Below are 26297 nucleotides of genomic sequence, written 5' to 3' on the forward strand. Positions count from 1 at the left end.
TCTCGCGCAGGCGCTGAAAATAGCGCCTGTTTTTATTTCAGGCAATCGGGGTGAATGTGGCGCAGGCGGAAGTGTTGAATCTGGAGTCAGGAGCTAAGCAGGTTTTACAAGAAACCTTTGGCTACCAACAGTTTCGCCCTGGTCAGGAAGAGATCATCGATACCGTACTTTCTGGTCGCGATTGCCTGGTCGTCATGCCCACTGGTGGCGGAAAATCCCTTTGCTATCAAATTCCTGCCTTATTGCTAAACGGCCTTACCGTGGTTGTTTCACCGCTGATTTCGTTGATGAAAGATCAGGTGGATCAACTGCAAGCCAACGGCGTGGCGGCGGCGTGCCTTAACTCGACGCAAACCCGAGAGCAGCAACTTGAAGTGATGACAGGCTGCCGTACCGGGCAAATTCGTCTGCTCTATATCGCGCCGGAACGCCTGATGCTGGATAACTTCCTTGAGCATCTGGCGCACTGGAATCCGGTGTTATTAGCCGTTGATGAAGCGCACTGTATCTCCCAGTGGGGCCACGATTTCCGCCCGGAATATGCCGCGCTCGGTCAGCTGCGTCAGCGTTTTCCGACGCTGCCGTTTATGGCGCTAACCGCCACCGCCGACGATACCACGCGCCAGGATATTGTGCGCCTGCTGGGGCTGAACGATCCGCTAATTCAAATCAGTAGTTTTGACCGTCCGAATATTCGCTACATGCTGATGGAGAAGTTCAAACCTCTCGATCAGTTGATGCGTTACGTGCAGGAACAGCGGGGAAAGTCGGGCATTATCTACTGCAACAGTCGGGCGAAAGTAGAAGACACAGCCGCGCGTCTGCAAAGTAAAGGAATTAGCGCGGCGGCGTATCATGCCGGCCTGGAAAACGATGTTCGCGCCGATGTGCAGGAGAAATTCCAGCGCGATGACCTGCAAATTGTGGTGGCGACCGTGGCGTTCGGCATGGGCATCAACAAGCCGAACGTCCGCTTCGTGGTGCATTTTGATATTCCGCGCAATATCGAATCCTATTATCAGGAAACCGGTCGCGCCGGGCGTGATGGCCTGCCCGCGGAAGCGATGCTGTTTTACGATCCGGCTGATATGGCGTGGCTGCGCCGTTGTCTGGAAGAGAAGCCGCAAGGGCAATTGCAGGATATCGAGCGCCATAAACTCAATGCGATGGGCGCATTTGCCGAAGCGCAAACTTGCCGCCGTCTGGTGTTGCTGAACTATTTTGGCGAAGGTCGTCAGGAACCATGTGGTAACTGCGATATCTGTCTCGATCCGCCGAAACAGTACGATGGTTCGACCGATGCGCAGATTGCCCTTTCCACTATCGGTCGCGTAAATCAGCGGTTTGGGATGGGTTATGTGGTGGAAGTGATTCGTGGTGCTAATAACCAGCGTATCCGCGACTATGGTCATGACAAACTGAAAGTCTATGGTATGGGCCGTGATAAAAGTCATGAGCACTGGGTGAGCGTGATCCGCCAGCTGATTCACCTCGGCCTGGTGACGCAAAATATTGCCCAGCACTCCGCGTTGCAGCTGACGGAAGCCGCGCGCCCGGTACTGCGTGGCGAATCCTCTTTGCAACTTGCCGTGCCGCGTATTGTGGCGCTCAAACCGAAAGCGATGCAGAAATCGTTCGGCGGCAACTATGACCGTAAACTGTTCGCTAAATTACGCAAACTGCGTAAATCGATTGCCGATGAAAGCAATGTCCCGCCGTACGTGGTGTTTAACGACGCAACCTTAATTGAGATGGCGGAACAGATGCCGATCACCGCCAGCGAAATGCTCAGCGTTAACGGCGTTGGGATGCGCAAGCTGGAACGCTTTGGTAAACCGTTTATGACGCTTATCCGCGCGCATGTTGACGGCGACGACGAAGAGTAGTCAGCGGCATAAAAAAGTGCCAGGATGAAGATTCCGTAAACGTTTTCCCCGCGAGTCAATTGTATGTTGATGTTATTCCTCACCGTTGCCATGGTGCACATCGTGGCGCTTATGAGCCCCGGTCCCGATTTCTTTTTTGTCTCTCAGACCGCCGTTAGTCGTTCCCGTAAAGAAGCGATGATGGGTGTGCTGGGCATTACCTGCGGCGTAATGGTTTGGGCCGGGATTGCGCTGCTTGGCCTGCATCTGATTATCGAAAAAATGGCCTGGCTGCATACGCTGATTATGGTAGGTGGTGGCCTGTATCTCTGCTGGATGGGTTATCAGATGCTGCGTAGTGCACTGAAAAAAGAGGTTGTTTCTGCACCTGCGCCACAGGTAGAACTGGCGAAAAGTGGGCGCAGTTTCCTGAAAGGTTTACTGACCAATCTCGCCAATCCGAAAGCGATTATCTACTTTGGCTCGGTGTTCTCGCTGTTTGTCGGCGATAACGTCGGCACCACCGAACGCTGGGGCATTTTCGCGCTGATTATTGTCGAAACGCTGGCATGGTTTACCGTCGTTGCCAGCCTGTTTGCCCTGCCGCAAATGCGCCGTGGTTATCAACGTCTGGCGAAGTGGATTGATGGTTTTGCCGGGGCATTATTTGCCGGATTTGGCATTCATTTGATTATTTCGCGTTGATGCCAGACGCGTCATCAGAGTAAGTCGGATAAGGCGTTTACGCCGCATCCGACATTATTTTTCAAGCGTGTCTCGCCGATGCCAACAGCGCTCCCACCAGCATAAACAGCGAGCCGAAAATCTTATTCAATGCCTTCATTTGTTTCGGCCCTTTTATCCATAACGCGATCCGTTGGGCGAGGGTGGCGTAACCGATCATCACAATAATATCGACCACAATGGTGGTGACGCCGAGCACGATATACTGCATAACTTGCGGCTGCTGCGGCATGATGAATTGCGGAAATAGCGCTGCCAGAAACACAATACTTTTGGGATTGGTGAGATTCACAAACACGGCCCGTTGGTACAGATGACGCCGTGATTGGGTCGGGGTCAGCGATTTAAGGTCAATTGCACCAGCGGTGCGCCACTGCTGGATCCCCAGCCAAATCAGGTAAGCCGCTCCCGCCCACTTCAACACTTCAAACGCAATCAATGAGCGGGAAAATAGCGTCCCCAATCCCACGCCAACCAGCACGATATGAATCGCCAGCCCGGTTTGTAAACCAGCAATAGACGCCACTGCACCACGATAACCGTGGTTAAGGGAAGTGGTCATGGTATTGATTGCGCCAGAGCCTGGCGACAGGCTTAAAATGATCGATGTCAGCAGGTAGGCAAACCACCATTCTAAAGTCATGATGAACTCCCGGTGTGTCTATTTTTGTGCCACAATACGCTACTGTCGCAGCGTTGTGTCAGGCACGCTTAAAAAAACGATTTTACGTGGTTTAAGAGGCTGATTACCCGATGTTTCAGCAGCAAAAAGACTGGGAAACAAGAGAAAAAGCGTTTGCTGCTTTTACCATGGGACCGCTGACTGATTTCTGGCGTCAGCGTGATGAAGCAGAGTTTACTGGTGTGGATGACATTCCGGTGCGCTTTGTCCGTTTTCGCGCGCAGCACCATGACCGGGTGGTCGTCATCTGTCCAGGGCGCATTGAGAGCTACGTAAAATATGCGGAACTGGCTTATGACCTGTTTCAACTGGGGTTTGACGTATTAATCATCGACCATCGCGGGCAAGGGCGTTCTGGTCGTCTGTTAGCCGATCCACATCTCGGCCATGTTAATCGCTTTGATGATTATGTTGATGATTTGGCGGCGTTCTGGCAACAAGAGGTCCAGCCAGGTCCGTGGCGTAAACGCTATATACTGGCCCACTCGATGGGCGGCGCAATCTCCACTCTGTTCCTGCAACGCCATCCTGGCGTGTGCGATGCCATTGCACTGACCGCGCCAATGTTCGGCATTGTGATTCGCATGCCGTCATTTATGGCGCGGCAGATTCTAAACTGGGCCGAAGCGCACCCACGTTTTCGCGATGGCTATGCGATAGGTACCGGGCGCTGGCGCGCCTTGCCGTTTACCATCAACGTGCTTACCCACAGCAGGCAGCGATATCGGCGCAATCTACGCTTCTATGCTGATGACCCAACGATTCGTGTCGGCGGGCCGACATACCATTGGGTACGTGAAAGTATTCTGGCCGGAGAACAGGTGTTAGCCGGAGCAGGTGATGACGCCACGCCAACGCTTCTCTTGCAGGCTGAAGAAGAGCGCGTGGTGGATAACCGCATGCACGACCGTTTTTGTGAACTTCGCGCCGCCGCGGGCCACCCTGTAGAAGGAGGTCGACCGTTGGTAATTAAAGGTGCGTACCACGAGATCCTTTTTGAAAAGGACGCAATGCGCTCAGTCGCGCTCCACGCCATCGTTGATTTTTTCAACAGGCATAACTCACCCAGCGGAAACCGCTCTACAGAGGTTTAAATTTCTTATGTACCAGGTTGTTGCGTCTGATTTAGATGGCACGTTACTTTCTCCCGACCATACGTTATCCCCTTACGCCAAAGAAACTCTGAAGCTGCTCACCGCGCGCGGCATCAACTTTGTGTTTGCGACTGGTCGCCACCACGTTGATGTGGGGCAAATTCGCGATAATCTGGAGATTAAGTCTTACATGATTACCTCCAATGGCGCGCGCGTTCACGATCTGGATGGCAATCTGGTTTTTGCTCATAACCTGGATCGCGACATTGCCAGTGACCTGTTTGGCGTAGTCAACGACAATCCGGACATCATTACTAACGTTTATCGCGACGACGAATGGTTTATGAATCGCCACCGCCCGGAAGAGATGCGCTTTTTTAAAGAAGCGGTATTCAAATATGCGCTATATGAGCCGGGGTTGCTGGAACCAGAAGGTGTCAGCAAAGTGTTCTTCACCAGTGATTCCCATGAAAAACTTCTGCCACTGGAGCAAGCGATTAACGCTCGCTGGGGCGATCGCGTCAATGTCAGTTTCTCTACCTTAACCTGCCTGGAAGTCATGGCTGGCGGCGTTTCAAAAGGCCATGCCCTGGAAGCGGTAGCGAAGAAACTGGGCTACAGCCTGCAAGATTGTATTGCCTTTGGCGATGGAATGAACGATGCCGAAATGCTGTCGATGGCGGGTAAAGGCTGCATTATGGGCAGCGCACATCAACGGCTGAAAGATCTGCATCCAGAGCTGGAAGTGATTGGTACTAACGCCGAAGACGCAGTGCCGCATTATCTGCGTAAGCTCTATTTATCGTAATCGTTCTTTATTTGGTCAGTTGTCAACCTGATACTTCGCTACAATGGATACTCGTTAATCAAAGAGTTTTCCATTGTGGCGCTACTTATCATCACCACGATTCTGTGGGCCTTCTCCTTTAGCTTTTATGGCGAGTACCTTGCGGGCCACGTCGATAGCTATTTTGCGGTGCTGGTGCGCGTTGGCCTGGCGGCACTCGTTTTTCTGCCGTTTCTGCGTACCCGTGGCAATAGCCTGAAAACGGTCGGCCTGTATATGCTGGTGGGCGCGATGCAGCTTGGCGTGATGTATATGCTGAGTTTCCGTGCTTATCTCTACCTGACGGTCTCCGAACTGTTGCTGTTCACCGTGCTGACGCCGCTCTACATCACGCTGATTTATGACATCATGAGCAAGCGCCGCCTGCGCTGGGGCTATGCCTTTAGCGCCTTGCTGGCGGTGATTGGCGCCGGAATTATTCGCTACGATCAGGTCACCGACCATTTCTGGACCGGCCTGCTGCTGGTGCAACTCTCCAATATCACTTTTGCCATCGGCATGGTGGGTTACAAACGCCTGATGGAAACTCGTCCGATGCCGCAGCATAACGCTTTTGCGTGGTTCTATCTCGGCGCGTTCCTGGTGGCGGTGATTGCATGGTTCTTGCTGGGAAATGCGCAGAAAATGCCGCAAACCACGCTGCAATGGGGCATTCTGGTGTTTCTTGGCGTGGTGGCTTCCGGGATTGGCTACTTTATGTGGAACTACGGCGCGACGCAGGTGGACGCCGGAACGCTGGGCATTATGAATAATATGCACGTTCCGGCAGGGCTGCTGGTAAACCTGGCTATCTGGCACCAACAGCCGCACTGGCCAACGTTTATTACAGGCGCGCTGGTGATCCTGGCCTCACTGTGGGTGCATCGTAAGTGGGTCGCTCCGCGCTCTTCACAAACGGCAGATGATCGCAGGCGTGATTGCGCGCTGAACGAATAAACGCTTCTGTAATCGGCTGACGCTGCTCGCCATCGCGCACGGCGGCGTACAGTCGGCTCCACAAGCCTTCGCCCAGGGTTTTGGTGACCACCAGACCCTGGCGTTCAAAACTCTCCACTACCCAATGCGGTAGTGCGGCAATACCCATCCGTGCGGCAACCATCTGAATCAACAATAAGGTGTTATCGACGCTTTTCAGTGACGGGCTGACGCCTGCTGGCTGAAGAAAATGCCGCCAGACATCCAGTCGGCTACGCTGCACCGGATAAATCAACAGCGTTTCGCTGGCGAGATCTTCCGGTGTAATACGCGTTTTTGCCGCCAGTGGATGGTCAGGTGCTAACACCAGACGCACTTCATAGTCGAACATCGGCGAATAATGCAGGCCACTGCGCGGCAGAATATCGGACGTCATCACCAGATCCAGCTCGCCCTGTTGCAACGCAGGCTGCGGATCAAACGTTACGCCCGATTTAAAATCCATCTCCACCTGCGGCCAGTTCTTATGGAAATTTTCTAATGCGGGCGTCAGCCACTGAATACAGCTATGGCACTCTATGGCAATGCGCAGGCGCGTCTGCTGCGGTTCATTGCAGGCTTGCAGTGCCTGGCTAATTTGCGGCAGCACCTGATTTGCCAGTTGTAGCAGGATTTCTCCTTGCGGTGTAAAGCGAAGCGGCTGGCTTTTACGCACAAATAGCCGGAAGCCGAGGCGTTGTTCCAGATCGCTAAACTGGTGAGACAGGGCGGATTGCGTCTGATGCAACGTCGCCGCAGCGGCTGCGAGCGAGCCGCAGTTCCGCAACGCTTGTAGCGTTTTCAGGTGTTTTACTTCGATCATGAAAGTCCTTCACTTCGGCATGAATAATTTGCGCTTGAGGAATATACAGTAACTGGCAAATATGGATGTGTAAACATCTGGACGTCTAAATACTAAAAATTCCACAAGGGGCATATAATGACAATTCTTAATCACACCCTCGGTTTTCCTCGCGTTGGCCTGCGTCGCGAGCTGAAAAAAGCGCAAGAAAGTTATTGGGCGGGGAACTCCACGCGTGAAGAACTGCTGGCAGTAGGGCGTGAATTGCGTGCTCGTCACTGGGATCAACAAAAGCAAGCGGGTATCGACCTGCTGCCGGTGGGCGATTTTGCCTGGTACGATCATGTTCTGACCACCAGCCTGCTGCTGGGTAACGTTCCGGCGCGTCACCAGAACAAAGAGGGTTCGGTAGATATCGACACCCTGTTCCGTATTGGTCGTGGACGTGCGCCGACTGGCGAACCTGCGGCGGCAGCGGAAATGACCAAATGGTTTAACACCAACTATCACTACATGGTGCCGGAGTTCGTAAAAGGCCAACAGTTCAAACTGACCTGGACGCAGCTGCTGGAGGAAGTGGACGAGGCGCTGGCGCTGGGCCACAAGGTGAAACCTGTGCTGCTGGGGCCGATTACCTACCTGTGGCTGGGTAAAGTGAAAGGTGAGCAATTTGACCGCCTGAGCCTGCTGAACGACATTCTGCCGGTTTATCAGCAAGTGCTGGCAGAACTGGCAAAACGCGGCATTGAGTGGGTACAGATCGACGAACCCGCGCTGGTACTGGAACTGCCGCAGGCGTGGCTGGATGCATACAAACCCGCTTACGACGCGCTCCAGGGGCAGGTGAAACTGCTGCTGACTACCTATTTTGAAGGCGTCACACCAAACCTCAACACGATTACTGCGCTGCCTGTTCAGGGGCTGCATGTTGACCTCGTGCATGGCAAAGATGACGTTGTTGAACTGCACAAGCGTTTGCCTTCTGACTGGCTGCTGTCTGCTGGTCTGATCAATGGTCGTAACGTCTGGCGCGCCGATCTTACCGAGAAATATGCGCAAATTAAGGACATTGTCGGCAAACGTGCTTTGTGGGTGGCATCTTCCTGCTCACTGCTGCACAGCCCCATCGACCTGAGCGTGGAAACGCGTCTTGATGCAGAAGTGAAAAGCTGGTTTGCCTTCGCCCTGCAAAAATGCCATGAACTGGCGCTGCTGCGCGATGCGCTGAACAGTAGTGACACGGCAGCTCTGGCAGAGTGGAGCGCCCCGATTCAGGCGCGCCGCCACTCTACCCGTGTACATAATCCGGCGGTAGAAAAACGTCTGGCGGCGATCACCGCCCAGGACAGTCAGCGTGCGAATGTCTATGAAGTGCGTGCCGAAGCCCAGCGTGCGCGTTTTAAACTGCCCGCGTGGCCGACCACCACGATTGGTTCCTTCCCGCAAACCACGGAAATTCGTACTTTGCGTCTGGATTTCAAAAAGGGCAATCTTGACGCCAATAACTACCGCACGGGCATTGCGGAACATATCAAGCAGGCCATTGTTGAGCAGGAACGTTTGGGACTGGATGTGCTGGTACATGGCGAGGCCGAGCGTAACGACATGGTGGAATACTTTGGTGAGCATCTCGACGGTTTTGTCTTTACGCAAAACGGTTGGGTACAGAGCTACGGTTCCCGCTGCGTGAAGCCACCGATTGTTATTGGTGACGTTAGCCGCCCGGCACCGATCACCGTAGAGTGGGCGAAGTATGCACAATCGCTGACCGACAAACCGGTGAAAGGGATGCTGACTGGCCCGGTGACGATTCTCTGCTGGTCGTTCCCGCGTGAAGATGTCAGCCGTGAAACCATCGCCAAACAAATTGCGCTGGCGCTGCGTGATGAAGTGGCGGACCTGGAAGCGGCAGGTATCGGCATTATTCAGATTGACGAACCGGCACTGCGCGAAGGTTTACCGCTGCGCCGCAGCGACTGGGATGCTTATCTCCAGTGGGGCGTAGAGGCCTTCCGTATCAACGCCGCCGTAGCGAAAGATGAAACGCAAATCCACACTCACATGTGTTATTGCGAGTTCAACGACATCATGGATTCGATTGCGGCACTGGATGCAGACGTCATCACCATCGAAACCTCGCGTTCCGACATGGAGTTGCTGGAGTCATTTGAAGAGTTTGATTATCCGAATGAAATTGGCCCAGGCGTCTATGACATTCACTCGCCAAACGTACCGAGTGTGGAATGGATTGAAGCCTTGCTGAAGAAAGCGGCAAAACGCATTCCGGCAGAGCGTCTGTGGGTCAACCCGGACTGCGGCCTGAAAACGCGTGGCTGGCCAGAAACCCGCGCCGCGCTGGCGAACATGGTGCAGGCGGCGCAGAATTTGCGTCGGGGGTAAATCCAAACCGGGTGGTAATACCACCCGGTCTTTTCTCATTACAGCGACTTCTTGCCACCATACTGCCTGAACCATTCCAGCATACGCTGCCAGCCGTCTTTTGCAGATTCTGCATGATAGCTCGGACGATAATCGGCGTTGAACGCATGCCCGGCATCCGGGTAAACGATAATCTCTGCTTTCGCGTTTGCTGCCCGCAGCGCCTGGCGCATCGTTTCCACGCTCTCCTGCGGAATGCTGTTATCCTGGCCGCCATATAAGCCGAGAACAGGAGCGTTAAGATCGGTTGCGATATCAACAGGTTGTTTCGGTGATTTCAGTGACTTATCGCCCGTCAGTTTGCCGTACCACGCCACTGCGGCTTTTAACTGTGGATTATGCGCGGCATACAGCCAGGTGATGCGTCCGCCCCAGCAAAATCCGGTGATCATTAAACGATGGACATCGCCGCCGTTGCGTGACGCCCAACTGGCGACATGATCGAGATCGGCCAATACCTGTGAGTCAGGTACTTTTGCCACCAGACCACTTAGCAGCGTTGGGATATCGGCGAAATCATTCGGATCGCCTTCGCGGAAATAGAGTTCTGGTGCGATAGCCAGATACCCCTCCAGCGCCAGACGGCGACAAATATCGCGGATATGTTCATGCACGCCAAAAATTTCTTGCACTACAATGACCACTGGCAGTGGGCCATCGCTCTGCTTTGGGCGAGCATGGTAAGCAGGCATGTTATCCCCTTGTGAAGGGATAGAGGTGAACCCTGCCACAATCGCATCTTCCGGGGTCTGAACGATGGTCGAGGCGAGGGGCGATGCAGCAGGTGCAAATCCAGATTGTTGTGTTGTTGCCATGGTATTCTCCGTACCCTTATAAAAATTTTGCGCAATGTTAACTATAGTCAGCATGCAACAAATCACATTGCCTGAATCGGCTCATCTTTTATGCAACAACACACGGTAAAGAGTTATTTATGTGATTTAAATCACTTTTATCAGGTAAATGCATGCAACACATTTGCGTCATGGTGATGGGTGTCACGAAAAAATGTTAAATCCTTCGGTAAAGTGTCTTTTTGCTTCTTCTGACTAAACCGATTCACAGAGGAGTTGTATATGTCCAAGTCTGATGTTTTTCATCTCGGCCTCACTAAAAACGATTTACAAGGGGCTACGCTTGCCATCGTCCCTGGCGACCCGGATCGTGTGGAAAAGATCGCCGCGCTGATGGATAAGCCGGTTAAGCTGGCATCTCACCGCGAATTCACCACCTGGCGCGCAGAGCTGGATGGTAAACCTGTTATTGTCTGCTCTACCGGTATCGGCGGTCCGTCTACTTCTATTGCTGTTGAAGAGCTGGCACAGCTGGGCATTCGCACTTTCCTGCGTATCGGTACGACGGGGGCTATTCAGCCGCATATTAATGTTGGTGATGTCCTGGTTACCACGGCGTCTGTTCGTCTGGATGGCGCGAGCCTGCACTTCGCTCCGCTGGAGTTCCCGGCTGTCGCTGATTTCGAATGTACGACTGCACTGGTAGAAGCCGCGAAATCAATTGGTGCCACCACTCACGTAGGCGTGACGGCTTCTTCTGACACCTTCTACCCGGGCCAGGAGCGTTACGATACTTACTCTGGTCGCGTAGTCCGTCACTTTAAAGGTTCTATGGAAGAGTGGCAGGCGATGGGCGTGATGAACTATGAAATGGAATCTGCAACTCTGCTGACCATGTGTGCAAGCCAGGGCCTGCGCGCCGGTATGGTGGCGGGCGTTATCGTTAACCGTACCCAGCAAGAGATCCCGAACGCCGAGACGATGAAACAAACCGAAAGCCATGCGGTGAAAATCGTAGTGGAAGCGGCGCGTCGTCTGCTGAAATAAAAAAATGCTCCCCAACTTCGGGGAGCATTCCGATTGTTGTTAACGTGTGCTTTGTTCATGCCGGATGCGGCGTGAACGCCTTATCCGGGCCTACAAAAGCATTCAAATTCAATATATTGCATTTCTGTGGTAGGCCTGATAAGCGCAGCGCATCAGGCAATTTAGCGTTTGTCATCAGTCTCATACTCCCCAACTTCGGAGAGCGATATCTGTTACTGACGCCGTAAGCGCATAATTTTGCGGATTATTGGCGTCAGCAGCGTAAAGGCTGCCAGAGTCAGCAATGCCAGGGTGATCGGTCGGGTATACAGAAAGTCGAGTGACCCACCCGAAAGCGACAGCGCCCGGCGAAAATTACTTTCTGCCATTGGCCCCATAATCAATGCCAGGACCACTGGCGACGCCGGATATCCCCCTTTCTGCATGAAATAGCCCACTACGCCCGCAATCAGCATAATGCCGACATCAAACAGGCTATTGTTCAGCGCATAAGTCCCAACAACACAAAGCGCGAGGATCATCGGCGTGAGAATATTGCCGGGGATTTTCACCACGTTGCCGATGACTTTCAAAGAGAGCAGCCCAAGCACTAGCAGCATGAAGTAACAGAAGATCATGCCGACAAACAGCGTATAAACCATATCGCCGTGGTCGGTAAACATCAGTGGGCCTGGCTGCATCCCTTGTAACGTTAACGCGCCCAGCATGATGGCGGTTACCGCATCGCCAGGGATCCCCAGCGTCAGCATAGGTAACAAGGCGCCACCGGTGCAGCCATTCGCGCCTGCCTCACTGGACGCCACAGCTTTAATTTCACCCTTACCAAAGTTTTCTGGTGTCTTACTGAAACGACGAGTTTCGTTATAGGCAACAAAAGCTGCAATATCCGCCCCCGCACCGGGGATCATGCCGATAAAAACCCCTAATCCTGATGAGCGCAAAATGGTTAATGCGATGCGACGTAGCGTTTGCCAGGGCAGTAACAGACTGCCGATAGCCACCTTCGCCCCCTGACGAATTTGCTGGTTTTGCTCCATAGAGCGGAATGCCTCTGAAGCAGCAAATAAACCAATCATCACCGGGATAAATGGCACATTCATCAGCTCCACAAATCCACCTGTAAACCGTGGAAAACCGCCCATTGGATCAAGGCCTATCGTTGCGATCAGCAATCCGCCAACTCCGGCAATCAGTCCTTTAATCAACGACTCGCCGGAAATACTGGCAATAATACTCAGCCCGAAGGTTGCCAGGGCGAAGGACTCTGAAGCACTAAACTTCAACGCCCAACTGGCAAGTACCGGAGAGAGAAACATCAGCACAATAATGCTGATTGTTCCGCCGCTAAAGGAAGAGAACGTGGCGGCACTCAACGCCAGCCCGGCTTTTCCCTGCTTCGTCAGCTCATAACCGTCAATTGCGGTGGCTGCGGCTGCGGGTGTGCCTGGAATTTTGAGCAAAATTGCGGTGATAGAACCGCCATAGACGCCGCCAAAAAAGACGCCGCAAATCATCAACAAGCCAGAAACAGGCTCCATGCCGTAGGTGAAAGGCAGTAAAATCGCCACCCCCATGGTCGCTGTTAAACCGGGCAGGGCGCCAATCACAATACCCAGCATCACCCCAAACGTGGCAAACAGCAGCGCCTGAGGATTACTGAGTAATGTCGAAAAACCCTGAGTTAAAAGTTCACTTTCAAACATTGCTGGCCCCTGTTATTCGAAAAATGTGCCGACAGGCAATGGCACCTGTAACGCTTCGACGAACAGCAACCAGAGGATTGCCGTTAACAACAGCGCAATACCCGGTGTGAGTACCCATCGCCTGTAGCCCATCAACGTCATAATGACGATGAGGAAAACAGGAGTAGTAATGAGATAACCGCAGTAGCTCATCGCCACAATATAAAACGCGGTTGCCGCAATTCCCGTTGCCGTTTTCCTGAATGCCGGTTTTTCCTGTGCGTCGGCGCAAGATTCTGGTTTTGCCAGCAAAAGATCACGTATCACCAGCAAGACAGCGAGCACAATCAGGGCGCAGGCATAGAAGGTAGGGAAGGCACTTGCACCGGGATCCGTTTCAATGGCAGTTGCTGGAAAATCAGCGGCATTAATCATCACTGTGCCAGCAACTACGCAAAGTAACAGCGCCACCACCACGGTGGATGAAAGGCGCTTGCGGTGCGGTACGGCGAGTTGAGCAACAGACTGTTTTGTGTTCATCGACCGTACCTCGGGATTATTTTTTCAGGCCCAGGCGAGTTAGCAGCTCGTCAAAATACTGTTCCTGCTCGCTGATTTGTGTCTGGAAGCTGGCGCCATCAAGCCATGCATAGTTGAGATTCAACTTTTGCAGAGCATCCTGAAATACAGGCTCTTCAGCCGTCTCTTTTGCTGCCTTCGCCAGAACATCCACCACATCCTGCGGCGTTTTTTGCGACACAATCAGACCGCGCCAGGTGCCGATAGAGAGATCAACGCCTTTCTCTTTTAACGTCGGTACGTCAGGCATGGCTTTCACACGCTCATCCGCCATCACCACCAGTGTCTTCAGCTTGCCACCTTTCACATGGTTGATAACTTCACCTGGGCTTACAGAAACCGCTTCAATGTGCCCGCCTAACAGACCTGTAATGGCAGGGGCTGCGCCGTCATAAGGGACATGAGAGAACTTCGCGCCCGTCTTATCTTCCAGTGCAGCCGCCGCCAGATGCCAGATAGCCCCGGTGCCTGAGTTACCAATGCGTACTTTTCCGGGATTCGCTTTGGCGTAAATCATAAATTCTTCATAGCTATTCCACGGCGCATCGGCACGGACGGTGATAGCCGCCGGATCCGCATTCAGACGGGCGATGGGTTTGAAGTCGCTGGTTTTAAAACGCACCATGCCGAGGCTGGGAAGGGTGGTCAGCTCAACCGTGCCTAAACCGATTTTGTAACCGTTAGGGCGGGCAGCGGCGATTTCGCTCAGGCCAATAGCGCCGCCACCGCCAGGTTTATTGATAACCCCGATGCTGACGGGTAAATGGTTTTTGGCGGCATCAGCAAAGGCTCGGGCAACCAGATCCGTACCGCCTCCGGCAGCGTAGGGTACGACTAACTCGATCTGTTTGGTTGGGTAGGAAGCCGCCTGTACGGGTGCAGTGCTGAGGGCAGCGCCTGCAAGAAGTACCATCGCAGCCATTTTTTTCGGTAAGATAAGATGTTTTATCATTGGTTTTATATCCTTATTTATCAGTTAGTTATTATTTAAATTGTTCCATGCGTTCATAAACAGTACTGCATTTTCATAGACCTGCTCTGGCGTCATGCCGGGGCGATATAGCGCAGAACCGAGGCCGAAGCCGTTTGCGCCGTGACTCAGATAACGCGCCATGGTTTCCGGTGTGATACCGCCAACCGGTAACATCGGAACGGATTGCGGAATAACCGCACGCCAGGCTTTGGTGACTTCTGGCGTAATTTGTTCGGCCGGGAACAGCTTGATGGCATTGGCGCCATGTTCAATGGCAGCAAAGGCTTCGGTGGGCGTAGCGACGCCAGGCGCGCAATACATACCCAGCGCACGGGCGCGACGGATCACCGCAGTATCGCAATGCGGCATCACGATAATCTGGCCTCCAGCCTCTTTAACCGCAACCACCTGCTCTACTGAAAGCACAGTTCCGGCTCCGACCAGGCAGTCCTTAGGCAGGGCGTCGCGCAGTAGACTGATACTTTGCAACGGCTCCGGCGAGTTCATGGGAATCTCAATCAGGCGGAATCCGGCGGCGTACAGCTTTTCACCGATGGCGACAATCTCATCCGGTTTCACGCCGCGTAAAATGGCGACTAACCCGGTTTTTTGCAAAAGCGTATTAAATGGCATGAGTACATTCCCTGGCGTTGGTGGAGAGTAACCCGGCAGCGTGGGCGATTCGCCATAATCCCTGTTCAGTGGCATTAGGAATGGCGTGAAGCTGTCTGTCGGGAAAAACGTGGCTGAACGCTCGTGAATAGCGGCTGTTCAGGGTGGCGCTACCGATTAAGGCGATCGGCGTTGTGGCGGGTAAATCACGCAGCAAGCTGGATGCCAGACCACATAATTCATGGCCTATCAGTAATCCGGAAAGATAATCGCCCTGTGAGGACGGCGTAAGATTATCGGTCAGCAAGCGCGAACGGGTCGAAAACAGCGTCGATAATAATCCGGTCTGATGATGCTCCAGTGCCGCTGTCAGTCCTTGGGCAAAGGCATCCCAGTGCGGCTCATCTCCCGAATGCATGGTGGCGCCAAGAATCGAATGGCGGGATAAAACATCAAATAATTCGCCCGTCATAAAGGTTCGGAAATCGGTAATGGTGTTATTTTCAACCACCGCCCATTTCGCATGAGTGCCAGGTAAGCCAATCAGCACCGGCACACCCTTACGGATTGCGTCTTGCAGAGCAGGTTCCATTGTGATGGCACCGAAGATTTGTGTCTCTTCGCCACGCATCACTTCGGGCATTTCACCTTCTTTAATCACGCCGGGAATGATGTGCAGCATTGTCTGCTGCTGGTGGATAACCGGCGTCAGTTGCTTCGCCAGTCCATCGAGAGTGACCGGGCAAGGTAAATAAGCTGCTGGTTGCCACCCTTGCGCACTGCCGATCATGCCACAAGCCAGAACCGGGCAGGGGGATTGTGCCAGCCAGTCGCCACAGACACGCAAAAATGTATCGTGGAAAGCGTCCTCACGTGTTGCCGCCTGGGAGGGTAATTTCATGATTCCCCAGGGGAATTCACGTTTTTCTTGTGGATCTGGTGAGTCACCAAAACGCCATGCCCGAAGCGATGACGTTCCCCAGTCCAGGGCAATAAATGAGGTATTTCCCGACATTAGCCGTTTCCTTTAATCATGGTTTAATTATCTTTGCGGACGTGCTTACCCCAGCCCAGTTCAGCGGAGATCTCTTCTGCACAGGATTTGACGTAAGGTGCCAGTTCTTCCAGGCGCGCCAGCGACATATACGTGGTGGTACTGGCGACAGAAATGGCCGCCACAATTTCATTCCGGGCGTTGTAAATCGGCGCTGCAACGCAACGGATAGTGGGCTCGTTCTCTTCCAGATCAAAAGCAAAACCACTGGCGGCATAACGGCGCATGTTTTGTATAAATGCGCCCAGTTTTGTTTCATCACCACAAGTCAAAAATAGTGTGCGCCACTCTTCTTCTGTTCGGTTGAGGATCAACGCCTTGCCGATGCCGGTGATTGCCAGTGGCATGCGATGGCCTGGGCGTGAGCGCATTTCCAGCCCGCGCTGACTGTTGATCTTCTCCAGATACAGCACTTCGTCGCCTTCAACGATCCCCAGATGCACGGTGTCCAGGGTGTAACGGGCCAGACGTTGCAAAACGGGCTGTGCAACTTCATACAATGAAGTGCTTTCCAGCGCTCTGGCGCCGAGTTCGATCAGTTTGGCGCCCAGTTGGTAGCCCTGAGTTGGGACATGGCGCAGATAGCGTTGCTCCACCAAAACAGAGACTAAACGATGGGTTGTACTCCGCGTCGTGCCGGTGAACTCGCCGATGCTTTTCAGGTCATGGCAACCGTTATAAACAGCATTAATAACCGCCAGTCCGCGTAATAACGTTTGTGCGCCAGCGGTGGTTGAAGAGGTTTCTGCCATAGATGTCTCCTGATGATATTGCCGAGTGTTTCACAGAATAAAGTGGGGAAAAGGTGATGTGTCCCACAATATAAACTTAGTCTCATATTGTGGGATAAAATAAGCAAAATAAACGATCGTTTTGCGTAGCGCCTCGCAGGAAACTTCTTTCAAACTGGACGTTTGTACAGCACAATTCTATTTTGTGCGGGTAAGTTGTTGCGTCAGGAGGCTTTGTGGATTTCTCAATCATTGTTTATGCCATTATTGCGCTGGTCAGTGTGGCCATCGGTTGGCTGTTTGCCAGTTATCAACATGCGCAGCAAAAAGCCGAGCAATTAGCTGAACGTGAAGAGATGGTCGCGGAGTTAAGTGCGGCAAAACAACAAATTACCCAAAGTGAGCACTGGCGTGCAGAGTGTGAATTGCTCAATAACGAAGTGCGTAGTCTGCAAAGTATCAATACTTCGCTGGAGGCGGATCTGCGTGAAGTAACCACGCGGATGGAAGCCGCACAGCAACACGCTGACGATAAAATCCGCCAGATGATCAACAGCGAGCAGCGTTTGAGCGAGCAATTTGAAAATCTCGCCAACCGTATTTTTGAGCACAGTAATCGCCGGGTAGATGAACAAAATCGTCAGAGTCTGAACAACTTGTTATCGCCGCTGCGTGAACAACTGGATGGTTTTCGCCGACAGGTACAGGACAGCTTTGGTAAAGAAGCACAAGAACGCCATACCCTGACCCACGAAATTCGTAATCTACAGCAACTCAACGCGCAAATGGCCCAGGAAGCGATCAACCTGACGCGCGCGCTGAAAGGCGATAACAAAACCCAGGGGAACTGGGGCGAAGTGGTACTGACGCGGGTGCTGGAAGCTTCCGGACTGCGTGAAGGGTATGAATACGAAACCCAGGTAAGCATCGAAAATGATGCTCGCTCGCGGATGCAGCCGGATGTCATCGTGCGGCTGCCGCAGGGGAAAGATGTGGTGATCGATGCCAAAATGACGTTGGTCGCCTATGAACGCTACTTCAACGCGGAAGACGACTACACACGCGAAAGCGCATTGCAGGAGCATATTGCTTCGGTACGTAATCACATCCGCTTACTTGGGCGCAAAGATTATCAACAGCTGCCGGGGCTACGAACGCTGGATTACGTGCTGATGTTTATTCCCGTTGAACCAGCGTTTTTACTGGCGCTTGATCGCCAGCCAGAGCTGATCACCGAAGCGTTAAAGAACAACATCATGCTGGTTAGCCCCACCACGCTGCTGGTGGCGTTGCGTACTATCGCCAACCTGTGGCGTTATGAGCATCAAAGCCGTAACGCCCAGCAAATCGCCGATCGTGCCAGCAAGCTGTACGACAAGATGCGTCTGTTTATTGATGATATGTCCGCGATTGGTCAAAGTCTGGACAAAGCGCAGGATAATTATCGGCAGGCGATGAAAAAACTCTCTTCAGGTCGCGGAAATGTGCTGGCGCAGGCAGAAGCGTTTCGCGGTTTAGGGGTAGAAATTAAACGCGAGATTAATCCGGACTTGGCTGAACAGGCGGTGAGCCAGGATGAAGAGTATCGACTGCGGTCGGTTCCGGGGCAGCCGAATGATGAAGCTTATCAACGCGATGATGAATATAATCAGCAGTCGCGCTAGCCCATTAGGGGTAGTTAAGCCGGGTAGAAATCTAGGGCATCGACGCCCAATCTGTTACACTTCTGGAACAATTTTTTGATGAGCAGGCATTGAGATGGTGGATAAGTCACAAGAAACGACGCACTTTGGTTTTCAGACCGTCGCGAAGGAACAAAAAGCGGATATGGTCGCCCACGTTTTCCATTCCGTGGCATCGAAATATGATGTCATGAATGATTTGATGTCATTTGGTATTCATCGTTTGTGGAAGCGATTCACGATCGATTGCAGCGGTGTGCGTCGTGGGCAGACCGTACTGGATCTGGCTGGCGGTACCGGCGATCTGACGGCGAAATTCTCCCGCCTGGTTGGTGAAACGGGCAAAGTGGTTCTCGCCGATATCAATGAATCCATGCTCAAGATGGGCCGTGAGAAACTGCGCAATATCGGTGTGATTGGCAACGTTGAGTATGTTCAGGCGAACGCAGAGGCGCTGCCGTTCCCGGATAACACCTTTGATTGCATCACCATTTCGTTTGGTCTGCGTAACGTTACCGACAAAGATAAAGCACTGCGTTCGATGTATCGCGTGCTGAAACCGGGCGGTCGCCTGCTGGTGCTTGAGTTCTCGAAGCCGATTATCGAACCGTTAAGCAAAGCCTATGACGCTTACTCCTTCCATGTGCTGCCACGTATTGGTTCGCTGGTGGCGAACGATGCCGACAGCTACCGCTATCTGGCCGAATCCATCCGTATGCATCCCGATCAGGATACGCTGAAAGCCATGATGCAGGATGCCGGATTCGAAAGTGTCGATTATTACAACCTGACGGCTGGCGTTGTGGCGCTGCATCGTGGTTATAAGTTCTGACAGGAGTACGACTATGCCTTTTAAACCTTTAGTGACGGCAGGAATTGAAAGTCTGCTCAACACTTTCCTGTATCGCTCACCCGCGCTGAAAACAGCCCGCTCGCGTCTGCTGGGTAAAGTATTGCGCGTGGAGGTAAAAGGCTTTTCGACGTCGCTAATTCTGGTGTTTAGTGAACGGCAGGTCGATGTGCTGGGCGAATGGTCTGGCGATGCTGATTGCACCGTTATCGCCTACGCCAGCGTGTTGCCGAAACTTCGTGACCGCCAGCAGCTTGCCGCACTAATTCGTAGCGGTGAGCTGGAAGTGCAGGGCGATATTCAGGTGGTACAGAATTTCGTTGCGCTGGCAGATCTGGCAGAGTTCGACCCTGCGGAACTGCTGGCCCCTTATACCGGTGATATCGCCGCTGAAGGCATCAGCAAAGCCCTGCGCGGCGGTGCGAAATTCCTGCATCATGGTATTAAACGCCAGCAACGTTATGTGGCAGAAGCCATTACCGAAGAGTGGCGTATGGCGCCTGGTCCGCTTGAAGTGGCCTGGTTTGCGGAAGAGACAGCCGCTGTTGAACGTGCCGTTGATGCGTTAATCAAACGGCTGGAAAAACTGGAGGCAGTTTAATGACGCCAGGTGAAGTACGGCGCCTGTATTTCATCATTCGCACTTTTTTAAGCTACGGACTTGATGAACTGATCCCTAAAATGCGTATCACCTTGCCGCTGCGGTTATGGCGATACTCATTATTCTGGATGCCGAATCGGCACAAAGACAAACCATTAGGTGAGCGACTACGACTGGCGCTGCAAGAGCTGGGGCCGGTATGGATCAAGTTCGGGCAGATGTTGTCTACCCGTCGCGACCTTTTTCCGCCGCATATTGCTGACCAACTGGCACTCTTGCAGGACAAAGTCGCACCGTTTGATGGCAGACTGGCGAAGCAACAGATTGAAGCTGCAATGGGCGGTTTGCCGGTGGAAGCGTGGTTTGACGATTTTGAAATCGAGCCGCTGGCGTCGGCCTCTATCGCCCAGGTTCATACCGCGCGATTGAAATCGAATGGCAAAGATGTGGTAATTAAAGTCATCCGTCCGGACATTTTGCCGGTGATTAAAGCGGATCTGAAACTTATCTACCGCTTGGCTCGCTGGGTGCCGCGTTTGCTGCCGGATGGTCGCCGTCTGCGCCCAACTGAAGTGGTGCGCGAGTACGAAAAGACCTTGATTGATGAATTGAATTTGCTGCGGGAATCTGCCAACGCCATTCAGTTACGACGCAATTTTGAAGACAGCCCGATGCTCTACATCCCGGAAGTTTACCCTGACTATTGCAGCGAAGGGATGATGGTGATGGAGCGCATTTACGGCATTCCCGTTTCTGATGTCGCGGCGCTGGAGAAAAACGGCACTAACATGAAATTGCTGGCAGAACGCGGTGTGCAGGTGTTCTTCACCCAGGTTTTCCGTGACAGCTTTTTCCATGCCGATATGCATCCAGGCAACATCTTCGTAAGCTATGAACACCCGGAAAACCCGAAATATATCGGCATTGATTGCGGGATAGTCGGTTCGCTAAACAAGGAAGATAAACGCTATCTGGCGGAAAACTTTATCGCCTTCTTTAACCGCGACTATCGCAAAGTGGCAGAGCTGCATGTCGATTCAGGCTGGGTACCGCCAGATACCAACGTTGAAGAGTTCGAATTTGCCATTCGTACCGTTTGCGAACCTATCTTTGAGAAACCGCTGGCGGAAATTTCGTTTGGACATGTGCTGTTAAATCTGTTTAATACGGCGCGTCGCTTCAATATGGAAGTGCAGCCGCAACTGGTGTTACTTCAGAAAACCTTGCTCTATATCGAAGGAGTAGGACGGCAGCTTTATCCGCAGCTCGATTTATGGAAAACTGCAAAACCTTTCCTTGAATCGTGGATTAAAGATCAGGTCGGTATTCCCGCGCTGGTGAGAGCATTTAAGGAAAAAGCGCCGTTCTGGATCGAAAAAATGCCAGAACTGCCTGAATTGGTTTATGACAGTTTGCGCCAGGGCAAGTATTTACAGCATAGTGTTGATAAGATTGCGCGCGAGTTACAGTCGAATCATGTGCGTCAGGGACAATCTCGTTACTTATTGGGGATTGGTGCGACGTTAGTATTAAGCGGCACATTCTTGTTGGTCAGCCGACCGGAATGGGGGCTGATGCCCGGCTGGTTAATGGCGGCCGGTCTGATCGCCTGGTTTGTCGGTTGGTGCAAAACACGCTGATTTTTTCATCGCTCAAGGCGGGCCGTGTAACGTATAATGCGGCCTTGTTTAATCATCATCTACCACAGAGGAACATGTATGGGTGGTATCAGTATTTGGCAGTTATTGATTATTGCCGTCATCGTTGTACTGCTTTTTGGCACCAAAAAGCTCGGCTCCATCGGTTCCGATCTTGGTGCGTCGATCAAAGGCTTTAAAAAAGCAATGAGCGATGATGAACCAAAGCAGGATAAAACCAGTCAGGATGCTGATTTTACTGCGAAAACCATCGCCGATAAGCAGGCGGATGCGAATCAGGAACAGGCTAAAACAGAAGACGCAAAGCGCCACGATAAAGAGCAGGTGTAATCCGTGTTTGATATCGGTTTTAGCGAACTGCTATTGGTGTTCATCATCGGCCTCGTAGTTCTGGGGCCGCAACGACTGCCTGTGGCGGTAAAAACGGTAGCGGGCTGGATTCGTGCGTTGCGTTCACTGGCAACAACGGTGCAGAACGAACTGACCCAGGAGTTAAAACTCCAGGAGTTTCAGGACAGCCTGAAAAAGGTTGAAAAGGCGAGTCTCACCAACCTGACGCCTGAACTGAAAGCGTCAATGGATGAGCTGCGCCAGGCTGCGGAGTCGATGAAGCGTTCCTACGTTGCGAATGACCCTGAAAAGGCGAGCGATGAAGCGCACACCATTCATAACCCGGTGGTGAAAGACAATGAGGCTGCGCATGAAGGCGTCACGCCTGCCGCTGCACAAACGCAGGCCAGTTCGCCGGAACAGAAGCCAGAAACCACGCCAGAGCCGGTGGTAAAACCTGCTGCGGACGCTGAACCGAAAACCGCTGCACATTCCCCTTCGTCGAGTGATAAACCGTAAACATGTCTGTAGAAGATACTCAACCGCTTATCACGCATCTGATTGAGCTGCGTAAGCGTCTGCTGAACTGCATTATCGCGGTGATCGTGATATTTCTGTGTCTGGTCTATTTCGCCAATGACATTTATCACCTGGTATCCGCGCCATTGATCAAGCAGTTGCCGCAAGGTTCAACGATGATCGCCACCGATGTGGCCTCTCCGTTCTTTACGCCAATCAAGCTGACCTTTATGGTGTCGCTGATTCTGTCAGCGCCGGTGATTCTCTATCAGGTGTGGGCATTTATCGCTCCTGCACTCTATAAGCACGAACGTCGCCTGGTGGTGCCGCTGCTGGTTTCCAGCTCTCTGCTGTTTTATATCGGCATGGCGTTCGCTTATTTCGTGGTCTTCCCGCTGGCGTTTGGTTTCCTTGCCAATACCGCGCCTGAAGGGGTGCAGGTATCCACCGACATTGCCAGCTATTTGAGCTTTGTGATGGCGCTGTTTATGGCGTTTGGTATCTCCTTTGAAGTACCTGTGGCGATTGTGCTGCTGTGCTGGATGGGGATTACCTCACCAGAAGACTTACGCAAAAAACGTCCGTATGTGCTGGTTGGCGCATTCGTCGTCGGGATGCTGCTGACGCCGCCGGATGTCTTCTCGCAAACGCTGCTGGCGATCCCGATGTACTGCCTGTTTGAAATTGGCGTCTTCTTCTCGCGCTTTTACGTTGGTAAAGGCCGAAACCGGGAAGAAGAAAACGACGCTGAAGCAGAAAGCGAAAAAACTGAAGAATAAACTCAACCGCCCGTCAGGGCGGTTGTCATATGGAGTGCAGGATGTTTGATATCGGCGTTAATCTGACCAGTTCGCAATTTGCGAAAGACCGTGATGATGTCGTAGCGCGCGCTTTTGCTGCGGGAGTTAATGGGCTACTCATCACCGGCACTAACCTGCGCGAAAGCCAGCAGGCGCAAAAGCTGGCGCGTCAGTATTCGTCCTGTTGGTCAACGGCGGGCGTGCATCCTCATGACAGTAGCCAGTGGCAAGACGCAACAGAAGAAATGATTGTGGCGCTGGCCTCGCAGCAAGAAGTGGTGGCGATTGGTGAGTGTGGCCTCGACTTTAACCGCAACTTTTCCACACCAGAAGAGCAGGAACGCGCTTTTGTTGCCCAGCTACGTATTGCCGCAGAGTTAAACATGCCGGTATTTATGCACTGCCGTGATGCCCACGAGCGGTTTATGACGTTGCTGGAACCGTGGCTGGATAAGCTACCTGGTGCGGTGTTGCACTGTTTTACCGGCACACGCGAAGAGATGCAGGCGTGCGTGGCGCGCGGAATTTATATCGGCATTACCGGTTGGGTTTGCGATGAACGACGCGGACTGGAGCTGCGAGAACTGTTGCCATTTATTCCGGCGGAGCAATTGCTGGTTGAGACAGACGCACCGTATTTGCTTCCGCGCGATCTCACGCCGAAGCCATCGTCACGGCGTAATGAGCCAGCCTATCTGCCCCATATTTTGCAACGTATTGCACACTGGCGTGGGGAAGATGCCGCATGGCTGGCTGCCACCACGGATGCCAATGTCAAAAAGTTATTTGGGATTGCGTTCTAGAGTTTGCGGAACTCGGTGTTCTTCACACTGTGCTTAATCTCTTTATTGATAAGATTAAGCAATAGCATAGAGCGAGCCTCGCCGTCGGGTTCGGTGAAAATAGCCTGAAAACCTTCGAAAGCGCCTTCGGTGATAATCACCTTATCACCAGGATATGGCGTCGCCGGATCAACAATGTCTTCCGGTTTATACACCGACAGTTGATGAATAACCGCAGATGGGACTATCGCCGGCGATGCGCCAAAGCGCACAAAGTGGCTGACGCCGCGGGTAGCACTGATGGTTGTGGTATGAATCACTTCCGGGTCAAATTCCACAAACAGGTAGTTGGGGAACAATGGTTCACTGACTGCGGTACGTTTGCCTCGCACGATTTTTTCCAGGGTGATCATCGGCGCCAGGCAATTCACCGCCTGTCTTTCGAGGTGTTCCTGGGCACGTTGAAGTTGCCCGCGCTTGCAGTACAGTAAATACCAGGATTGCATAATGACTCTTATCCGTTTAATCGGGGCGCAAGGATAGCAAAAGCTTTACGCTAAGTTAATTATATTCCCCGGTTTGCGTTATGCCGTCAGAGTTCACGCTAATTTAACAAATTTACAGCATCGCGAAGATGAACGCCGTATAATGGGCGAAGATTAAGAGGCTACAATGGACGCCATGAAATATAACGATTTACGCGACTTCCTGACGCTGCTTGAACAGCAGGGTGAGCTAAAACGTATCACGCTCCCAGTGGATCCGCATCTGGAAATCACTGAAATTGCTGACCGCACTCTGCGTGCCGGTGGACCTGCGTTGTTGTTTGAAAACCCCAAAGGTTATTCGATGCCGGTGCTGTGCAACCTGTTTGGTACGCCAAAGCGCGTGGCGATGGGCATGGGCCAGGAAGATGTTTCGGCGCTGCGTGAAGTCGGTAAATTATTGGCGTTTCTGAAAGAGCCGGAGCCGCCAAAAGGTTTCCGCGACCTGTTTGATAAACTGCCGCAGTTTAAGCAGGTGTTAAACATGCCGACAAAGCGATTGCGTGGTGCGCCTTGCCAACAAAAAATCGTCTCTGGTGATGACGTCGATCTTAACCGCATTCCCATTATGACCTGCTGGCCGGAAGACGCCGCGCCGCTAATTACCTGGGGGCTGACCGTAACGCGCGGCCCGCATAAAGAGCGGCAGAATCTGGGTATTTATCGCCAGCAGCTGATTGGTAAAAACAAACTGATTATGCGCTGGCTGTCGCATCGTGGCGGCGCACTGGATTATCAGGAGTGGTGCGCGGCGCATCCGGGCGAACGTTTCCCGGTTTCTGTGGCGCTGGGTGCCGATCCCGCTACGATTCTCGGTGCAGTGACGCCAGTCCCGGATACATTGTCGGAATACGCCTTTGCCGGATTGCTGCGCGGCACCAAGACCGAAGTGGTGAAGTGTATCTCCAATGACCTTGAAGTGCCCGCCAGTGCGGAGATTGTGCTGGAAGGGTATATCGAGCAAGGCGAAACGGCGCCGGAAGGGCCGTATGGCGACCACACCGGTTACTATAACGAAGTCGATAGTTTCCCGGTATTTACCGTGACGCATATTACCCAGCGTGAAGATGCGATTTACCATTCCACCTATACCGGGCGTCCGCCAGATGAACCCGCGGTACTGGGCGTGGCGTTGAACGAAGTGTTCGTGCCGATTCTGCAAAAACAGTTCCCGGAAATTGTCGATTTTTACCTGCCGCCGGAAGGCTGTTCTTATCGCCTGGCGGTAGTGACAATCAAAAAACAGTACGCCGGACATGCGAAGCGCGTCATGATGGGGGTCTGGTCATTCTTACGCCAGTTTATGTACACTAAGTTCGTGATCGTCTGCGATGATGATGTTAACGCACGCGACTGGAACGATGTGATTTGGGCAATTACCACCCGTATGGACCCTGCGCGGGATACGGTGTTGGTAGAAAATACGCCCATTGATTATCTGGATTTTGCCTCGCCCGTCTCCGGGCTGGGTTCAAAAATGGGGCTGGATGCCACGAATAAATGGCCAGGGGAAACCCAGCGTGAATGGGGGCGTCCCATCAAAAAAGATCCAGATGTTGTCGCGCATATTGACGCCATCTGGGATGAACTGGCTATTTTTAACAACGGTAAAAGCGCCTGATGCGCGTTTG

The 26297-nt window shown here is 52.7% G+C and carries 26 protein-coding genes; 16 read left to right on the top strand and 10 right to left on the bottom strand.

The features are described from left to right. Window positions 1-56: 56 nt before the first annotated feature. Both recQ and rhtC read left to right on the top strand, forming a co-directional pair. Window positions 57-1886, top strand: coding sequence for an ATP-dependent DNA helicase RecQ (gene recQ / locus FEK50_RS13360; RefSeq protein ID WP_130209494.1), 1830 nt, complete (start codon window positions 57-59; stop codon window positions 1884-1886). Between the two features lie 63 nt (window positions 1887-1949). Next, complete coding sequence (rhtC, locus tag FEK50_RS13365; RefSeq protein ID WP_000928845.1) at window positions 1950-2570, top strand: threonine export protein RhtC; 621 nt, start codon at window positions 1950-1952, stop codon at window positions 2568-2570. A 61-nt stretch (window positions 2571-2631) separates the two neighbouring features. Here rhtC and rhtB read toward each other — a convergent pair whose 3' ends face one another. Further along, window positions 2632-3252: a homoserine/homoserine lactone efflux protein gene (rhtB, locus tag FEK50_RS13370; RefSeq protein ID WP_131162268.1), complete on the bottom strand. Its 621-nt coding sequence runs from the start codon at window positions 3250-3252 to the stop codon at window positions 2632-2634. Between the two features lie 110 nt (window positions 3253-3362). Here rhtB and pldB point away from each other — a divergent pair, with 110 nt between their 5' ends. The 3 genes from pldB to bioP all read left to right on the top strand — a co-directional run bounded on the left by pldB (window position 3363) and on the right by bioP (window position 6168). Further along, the gene (gene pldB / locus FEK50_RS13375; RefSeq protein ID WP_130209444.1) at window positions 3363-4385 is read left to right on the top strand and encodes a lysophospholipase L2; all 1023 of its coding nucleotides are present in this window, start codon (window positions 3363-3365) and stop codon (window positions 4383-4385) included. Window positions 4386-4392: 7 nt separating this feature from the next. Further along, window positions 4393-5193, top strand: a complete 801-nt coding sequence (yigL, locus tag FEK50_RS13380; RefSeq protein WP_130209446.1) for a sugar/pyridoxal phosphate phosphatase YigL — start codon at window positions 4393-4395, stop codon at window positions 5191-5193. 75 nt (window positions 5194-5268) lie between these two features. Then, window positions 5269-6168, top strand: a complete 900-nt coding sequence (gene bioP, locus FEK50_RS13385; protein ID WP_001196237.1) for a biotin transporter — start codon at window positions 5269-5271, stop codon at window positions 6166-6168. On the opposite strand, the gene metR is transcribed toward bioP, so the two are convergent. Then, on the bottom strand, window positions 6056-7009 hold the full coding sequence (gene metR, locus FEK50_RS13390) for an HTH-type transcriptional regulator MetR (protein WP_000573618.1): 954 nt from the start codon (window positions 7007-7009) through the stop codon (window positions 6056-6058). The two genes, bioP and metR, sit on opposite strands and share 113 nt — an antisense overlap. A gap of 117 nt (window positions 7010-7126) precedes the next feature. On the opposite strand from metR, the gene metE reads away from it, so the two are divergent. Beyond that, window positions 7127-9388: a 5-methyltetrahydropteroyltriglutamate--homocysteine S-methyltransferase gene (metE, locus tag FEK50_RS13395; RefSeq protein WP_131162267.1), complete on the top strand. Its 2262-nt coding sequence runs from the start codon at window positions 7127-7129 to the stop codon at window positions 9386-9388. 38 nt (window positions 9389-9426) lie between these two features. Here the strand turns inward: metE and FEK50_RS13400 are convergent, their stop codons facing one another. After that, window positions 9427-10242 carry a dienelactone hydrolase family protein gene (locus tag FEK50_RS13400; protein ID WP_131162266.1) on the bottom strand — a complete coding sequence of 272 codons (816 nt, stop codon included), beginning with the start codon at window positions 10240-10242 and terminating at the stop codon, window positions 9427-9429. Window positions 10243-10503: 261 nt separating this feature from the next. On the opposite strand from FEK50_RS13400, the gene udp reads away from it, so the two are divergent. Further along, window positions 10504-11268 carry a uridine phosphorylase gene (udp, locus tag FEK50_RS13405; protein ID WP_000045178.1) on the top strand — a complete coding sequence of 255 codons (765 nt, stop codon included), beginning with the start codon at window positions 10504-10506 and terminating at the stop codon, window positions 11266-11268. Between the two features lie 212 nt (window positions 11269-11480). Here udp and FEK50_RS13410 read toward each other — a convergent pair whose 3' ends face one another. The 6 genes from FEK50_RS13410 to FEK50_RS13435 are packed head-to-tail and all read right to left on the bottom strand — an operon-like array spanning window position 11481 to window position 16920. Next, the gene (locus FEK50_RS13410) at window positions 11481-12971 is read right to left on the bottom strand and encodes a tripartite tricarboxylate transporter permease (protein ID WP_130209454.1); all 1491 of its coding nucleotides are present in this window, start codon (window positions 12969-12971) and stop codon (window positions 11481-11483) included. Window positions 12972-12983: 12 nt separating this feature from the next. After that, the gene (locus tag FEK50_RS13415; RefSeq protein ID WP_131162265.1) at window positions 12984-13490 is read right to left on the bottom strand and encodes a tripartite tricarboxylate transporter TctB family protein; all 507 of its coding nucleotides are present in this window, start codon (window positions 13488-13490) and stop codon (window positions 12984-12986) included. 16 nt (window positions 13491-13506) lie between these two features. Further along, window positions 13507-14481 carry a tripartite tricarboxylate transporter substrate binding protein gene (locus FEK50_RS13420; RefSeq protein ID WP_131162264.1) on the bottom strand — a complete coding sequence of 325 codons (975 nt, stop codon included), beginning with the start codon at window positions 14479-14481 and terminating at the stop codon, window positions 13507-13509. A gap of 24 nt (window positions 14482-14505) precedes the next feature. After that, window positions 14506-15135: a 2-dehydro-3-deoxy-6-phosphogalactonate aldolase gene (locus FEK50_RS13425; RefSeq protein WP_130261216.1), complete on the bottom strand. Its 630-nt coding sequence runs from the start codon at window positions 15133-15135 to the stop codon at window positions 14506-14508. Further along, window positions 15125-16129 (bottom strand): 2-dehydro-3-deoxygalactonokinase, encoded by a 1005-nt coding sequence (locus FEK50_RS13430; RefSeq protein ID WP_130209462.1) that lies wholly within the window; start codon window positions 16127-16129, stop codon window positions 15125-15127. Before FEK50_RS13430 ends, FEK50_RS13425 begins: the two co-directional genes overlap by 11 nt. A gap of 23 nt (window positions 16130-16152) precedes the next feature. Continuing rightward, window positions 16153-16920 (bottom strand): IclR family transcriptional regulator, encoded by a 768-nt coding sequence (locus FEK50_RS13435; protein WP_131162263.1) that lies wholly within the window; start codon window positions 16918-16920, stop codon window positions 16153-16155. Window positions 16921-17135: 215 nt separating this feature from the next. Between FEK50_RS13435 and rmuC the strand changes: the two genes are divergently transcribed. The 8 genes from rmuC (at window position 17136) to tatD (ending at window position 24142) form a co-directional block, all read left to right on the top strand. After that, complete coding sequence (gene rmuC / locus FEK50_RS13440) at window positions 17136-18563, top strand: DNA recombination protein RmuC (RefSeq protein ID WP_130219483.1); 1428 nt, start codon at window positions 17136-17138, stop codon at window positions 18561-18563. Between the two features lie 94 nt (window positions 18564-18657). Then, entirely contained in the window at window positions 18658-19413 is a 756-nt protein-coding gene (gene ubiE, locus FEK50_RS13445; RefSeq protein ID WP_000227958.1) for a bifunctional demethylmenaquinone methyltransferase/2-methoxy-6-polyprenyl-1,4-benzoquinol methylase UbiE, read from the top strand. A 13-nt stretch (window positions 19414-19426) separates the two neighbouring features. Next, the gene (ubiJ, locus tag FEK50_RS13450; RefSeq protein ID WP_130261219.1) at window positions 19427-20032 is read left to right on the top strand and encodes a ubiquinone biosynthesis protein UbiJ; all 606 of its coding nucleotides are present in this window, start codon (window positions 19427-19429) and stop codon (window positions 20030-20032) included. After that, a complete protein-coding gene (gene ubiB / locus FEK50_RS13455) occupies window positions 20032-21672 on the top strand; it encodes a ubiquinone biosynthesis regulatory protein kinase UbiB (protein ID WP_130209470.1) in 1641 nt (546 codons plus the stop codon). Before ubiJ ends, ubiB begins: the two co-directional genes overlap by 1 nt. A gap of 78 nt (window positions 21673-21750) precedes the next feature. Beyond that, on the top strand, window positions 21751-22020 hold the full coding sequence (tatA, locus tag FEK50_RS13460; protein ID WP_130209472.1) for a Sec-independent protein translocase subunit TatA: 270 nt from the start codon (window positions 21751-21753) through the stop codon (window positions 22018-22020). A gap of 3 nt (window positions 22021-22023) precedes the next feature. Continuing rightward, window positions 22024-22539 (top strand): Sec-independent protein translocase protein TatB, encoded by a 516-nt coding sequence (gene tatB / locus FEK50_RS13465; RefSeq protein ID WP_130209474.1) that lies wholly within the window; start codon window positions 22024-22026, stop codon window positions 22537-22539. 2 nt (window positions 22540-22541) lie between these two features. Then, on the top strand, window positions 22542-23318 hold the full coding sequence (gene tatC / locus FEK50_RS13470) for a Sec-independent protein translocase subunit TatC (protein ID WP_000109937.1): 777 nt from the start codon (window positions 22542-22544) through the stop codon (window positions 23316-23318). Between the two features lie 41 nt (window positions 23319-23359). Further along, complete coding sequence (gene tatD, locus FEK50_RS13475; protein WP_131162262.1) at window positions 23360-24142, top strand: 3'-5' ssDNA/RNA exonuclease TatD; 783 nt, start codon at window positions 23360-23362, stop codon at window positions 24140-24142. Here tatD and rfaH read toward each other — a convergent pair. Next, window positions 24139-24627: a transcription/translation regulatory transformer protein RfaH gene (gene rfaH, locus FEK50_RS13480; protein WP_130209478.1), complete on the bottom strand. Its 489-nt coding sequence runs from the start codon at window positions 24625-24627 to the stop codon at window positions 24139-24141. The genes tatD and rfaH overlap by 4 nt on opposite strands. 166 nt (window positions 24628-24793) lie before the next feature. Between rfaH and ubiD the strand changes: the two genes are divergently transcribed. Then, window positions 24794-26287 (top strand): 4-hydroxy-3-polyprenylbenzoate decarboxylase, encoded by a 1494-nt coding sequence (gene ubiD / locus FEK50_RS13485; protein WP_000339804.1) that lies wholly within the window; start codon window positions 24794-24796, stop codon window positions 26285-26287. Window positions 26288-26297: the final 10 nt, after the last annotated feature.

Source organism: Escherichia sp. E2586, from assembly GCF_005781105.1.
GTDB lineage: Bacteria > Pseudomonadota > Gammaproteobacteria > Enterobacterales > Enterobacteriaceae > Escherichia.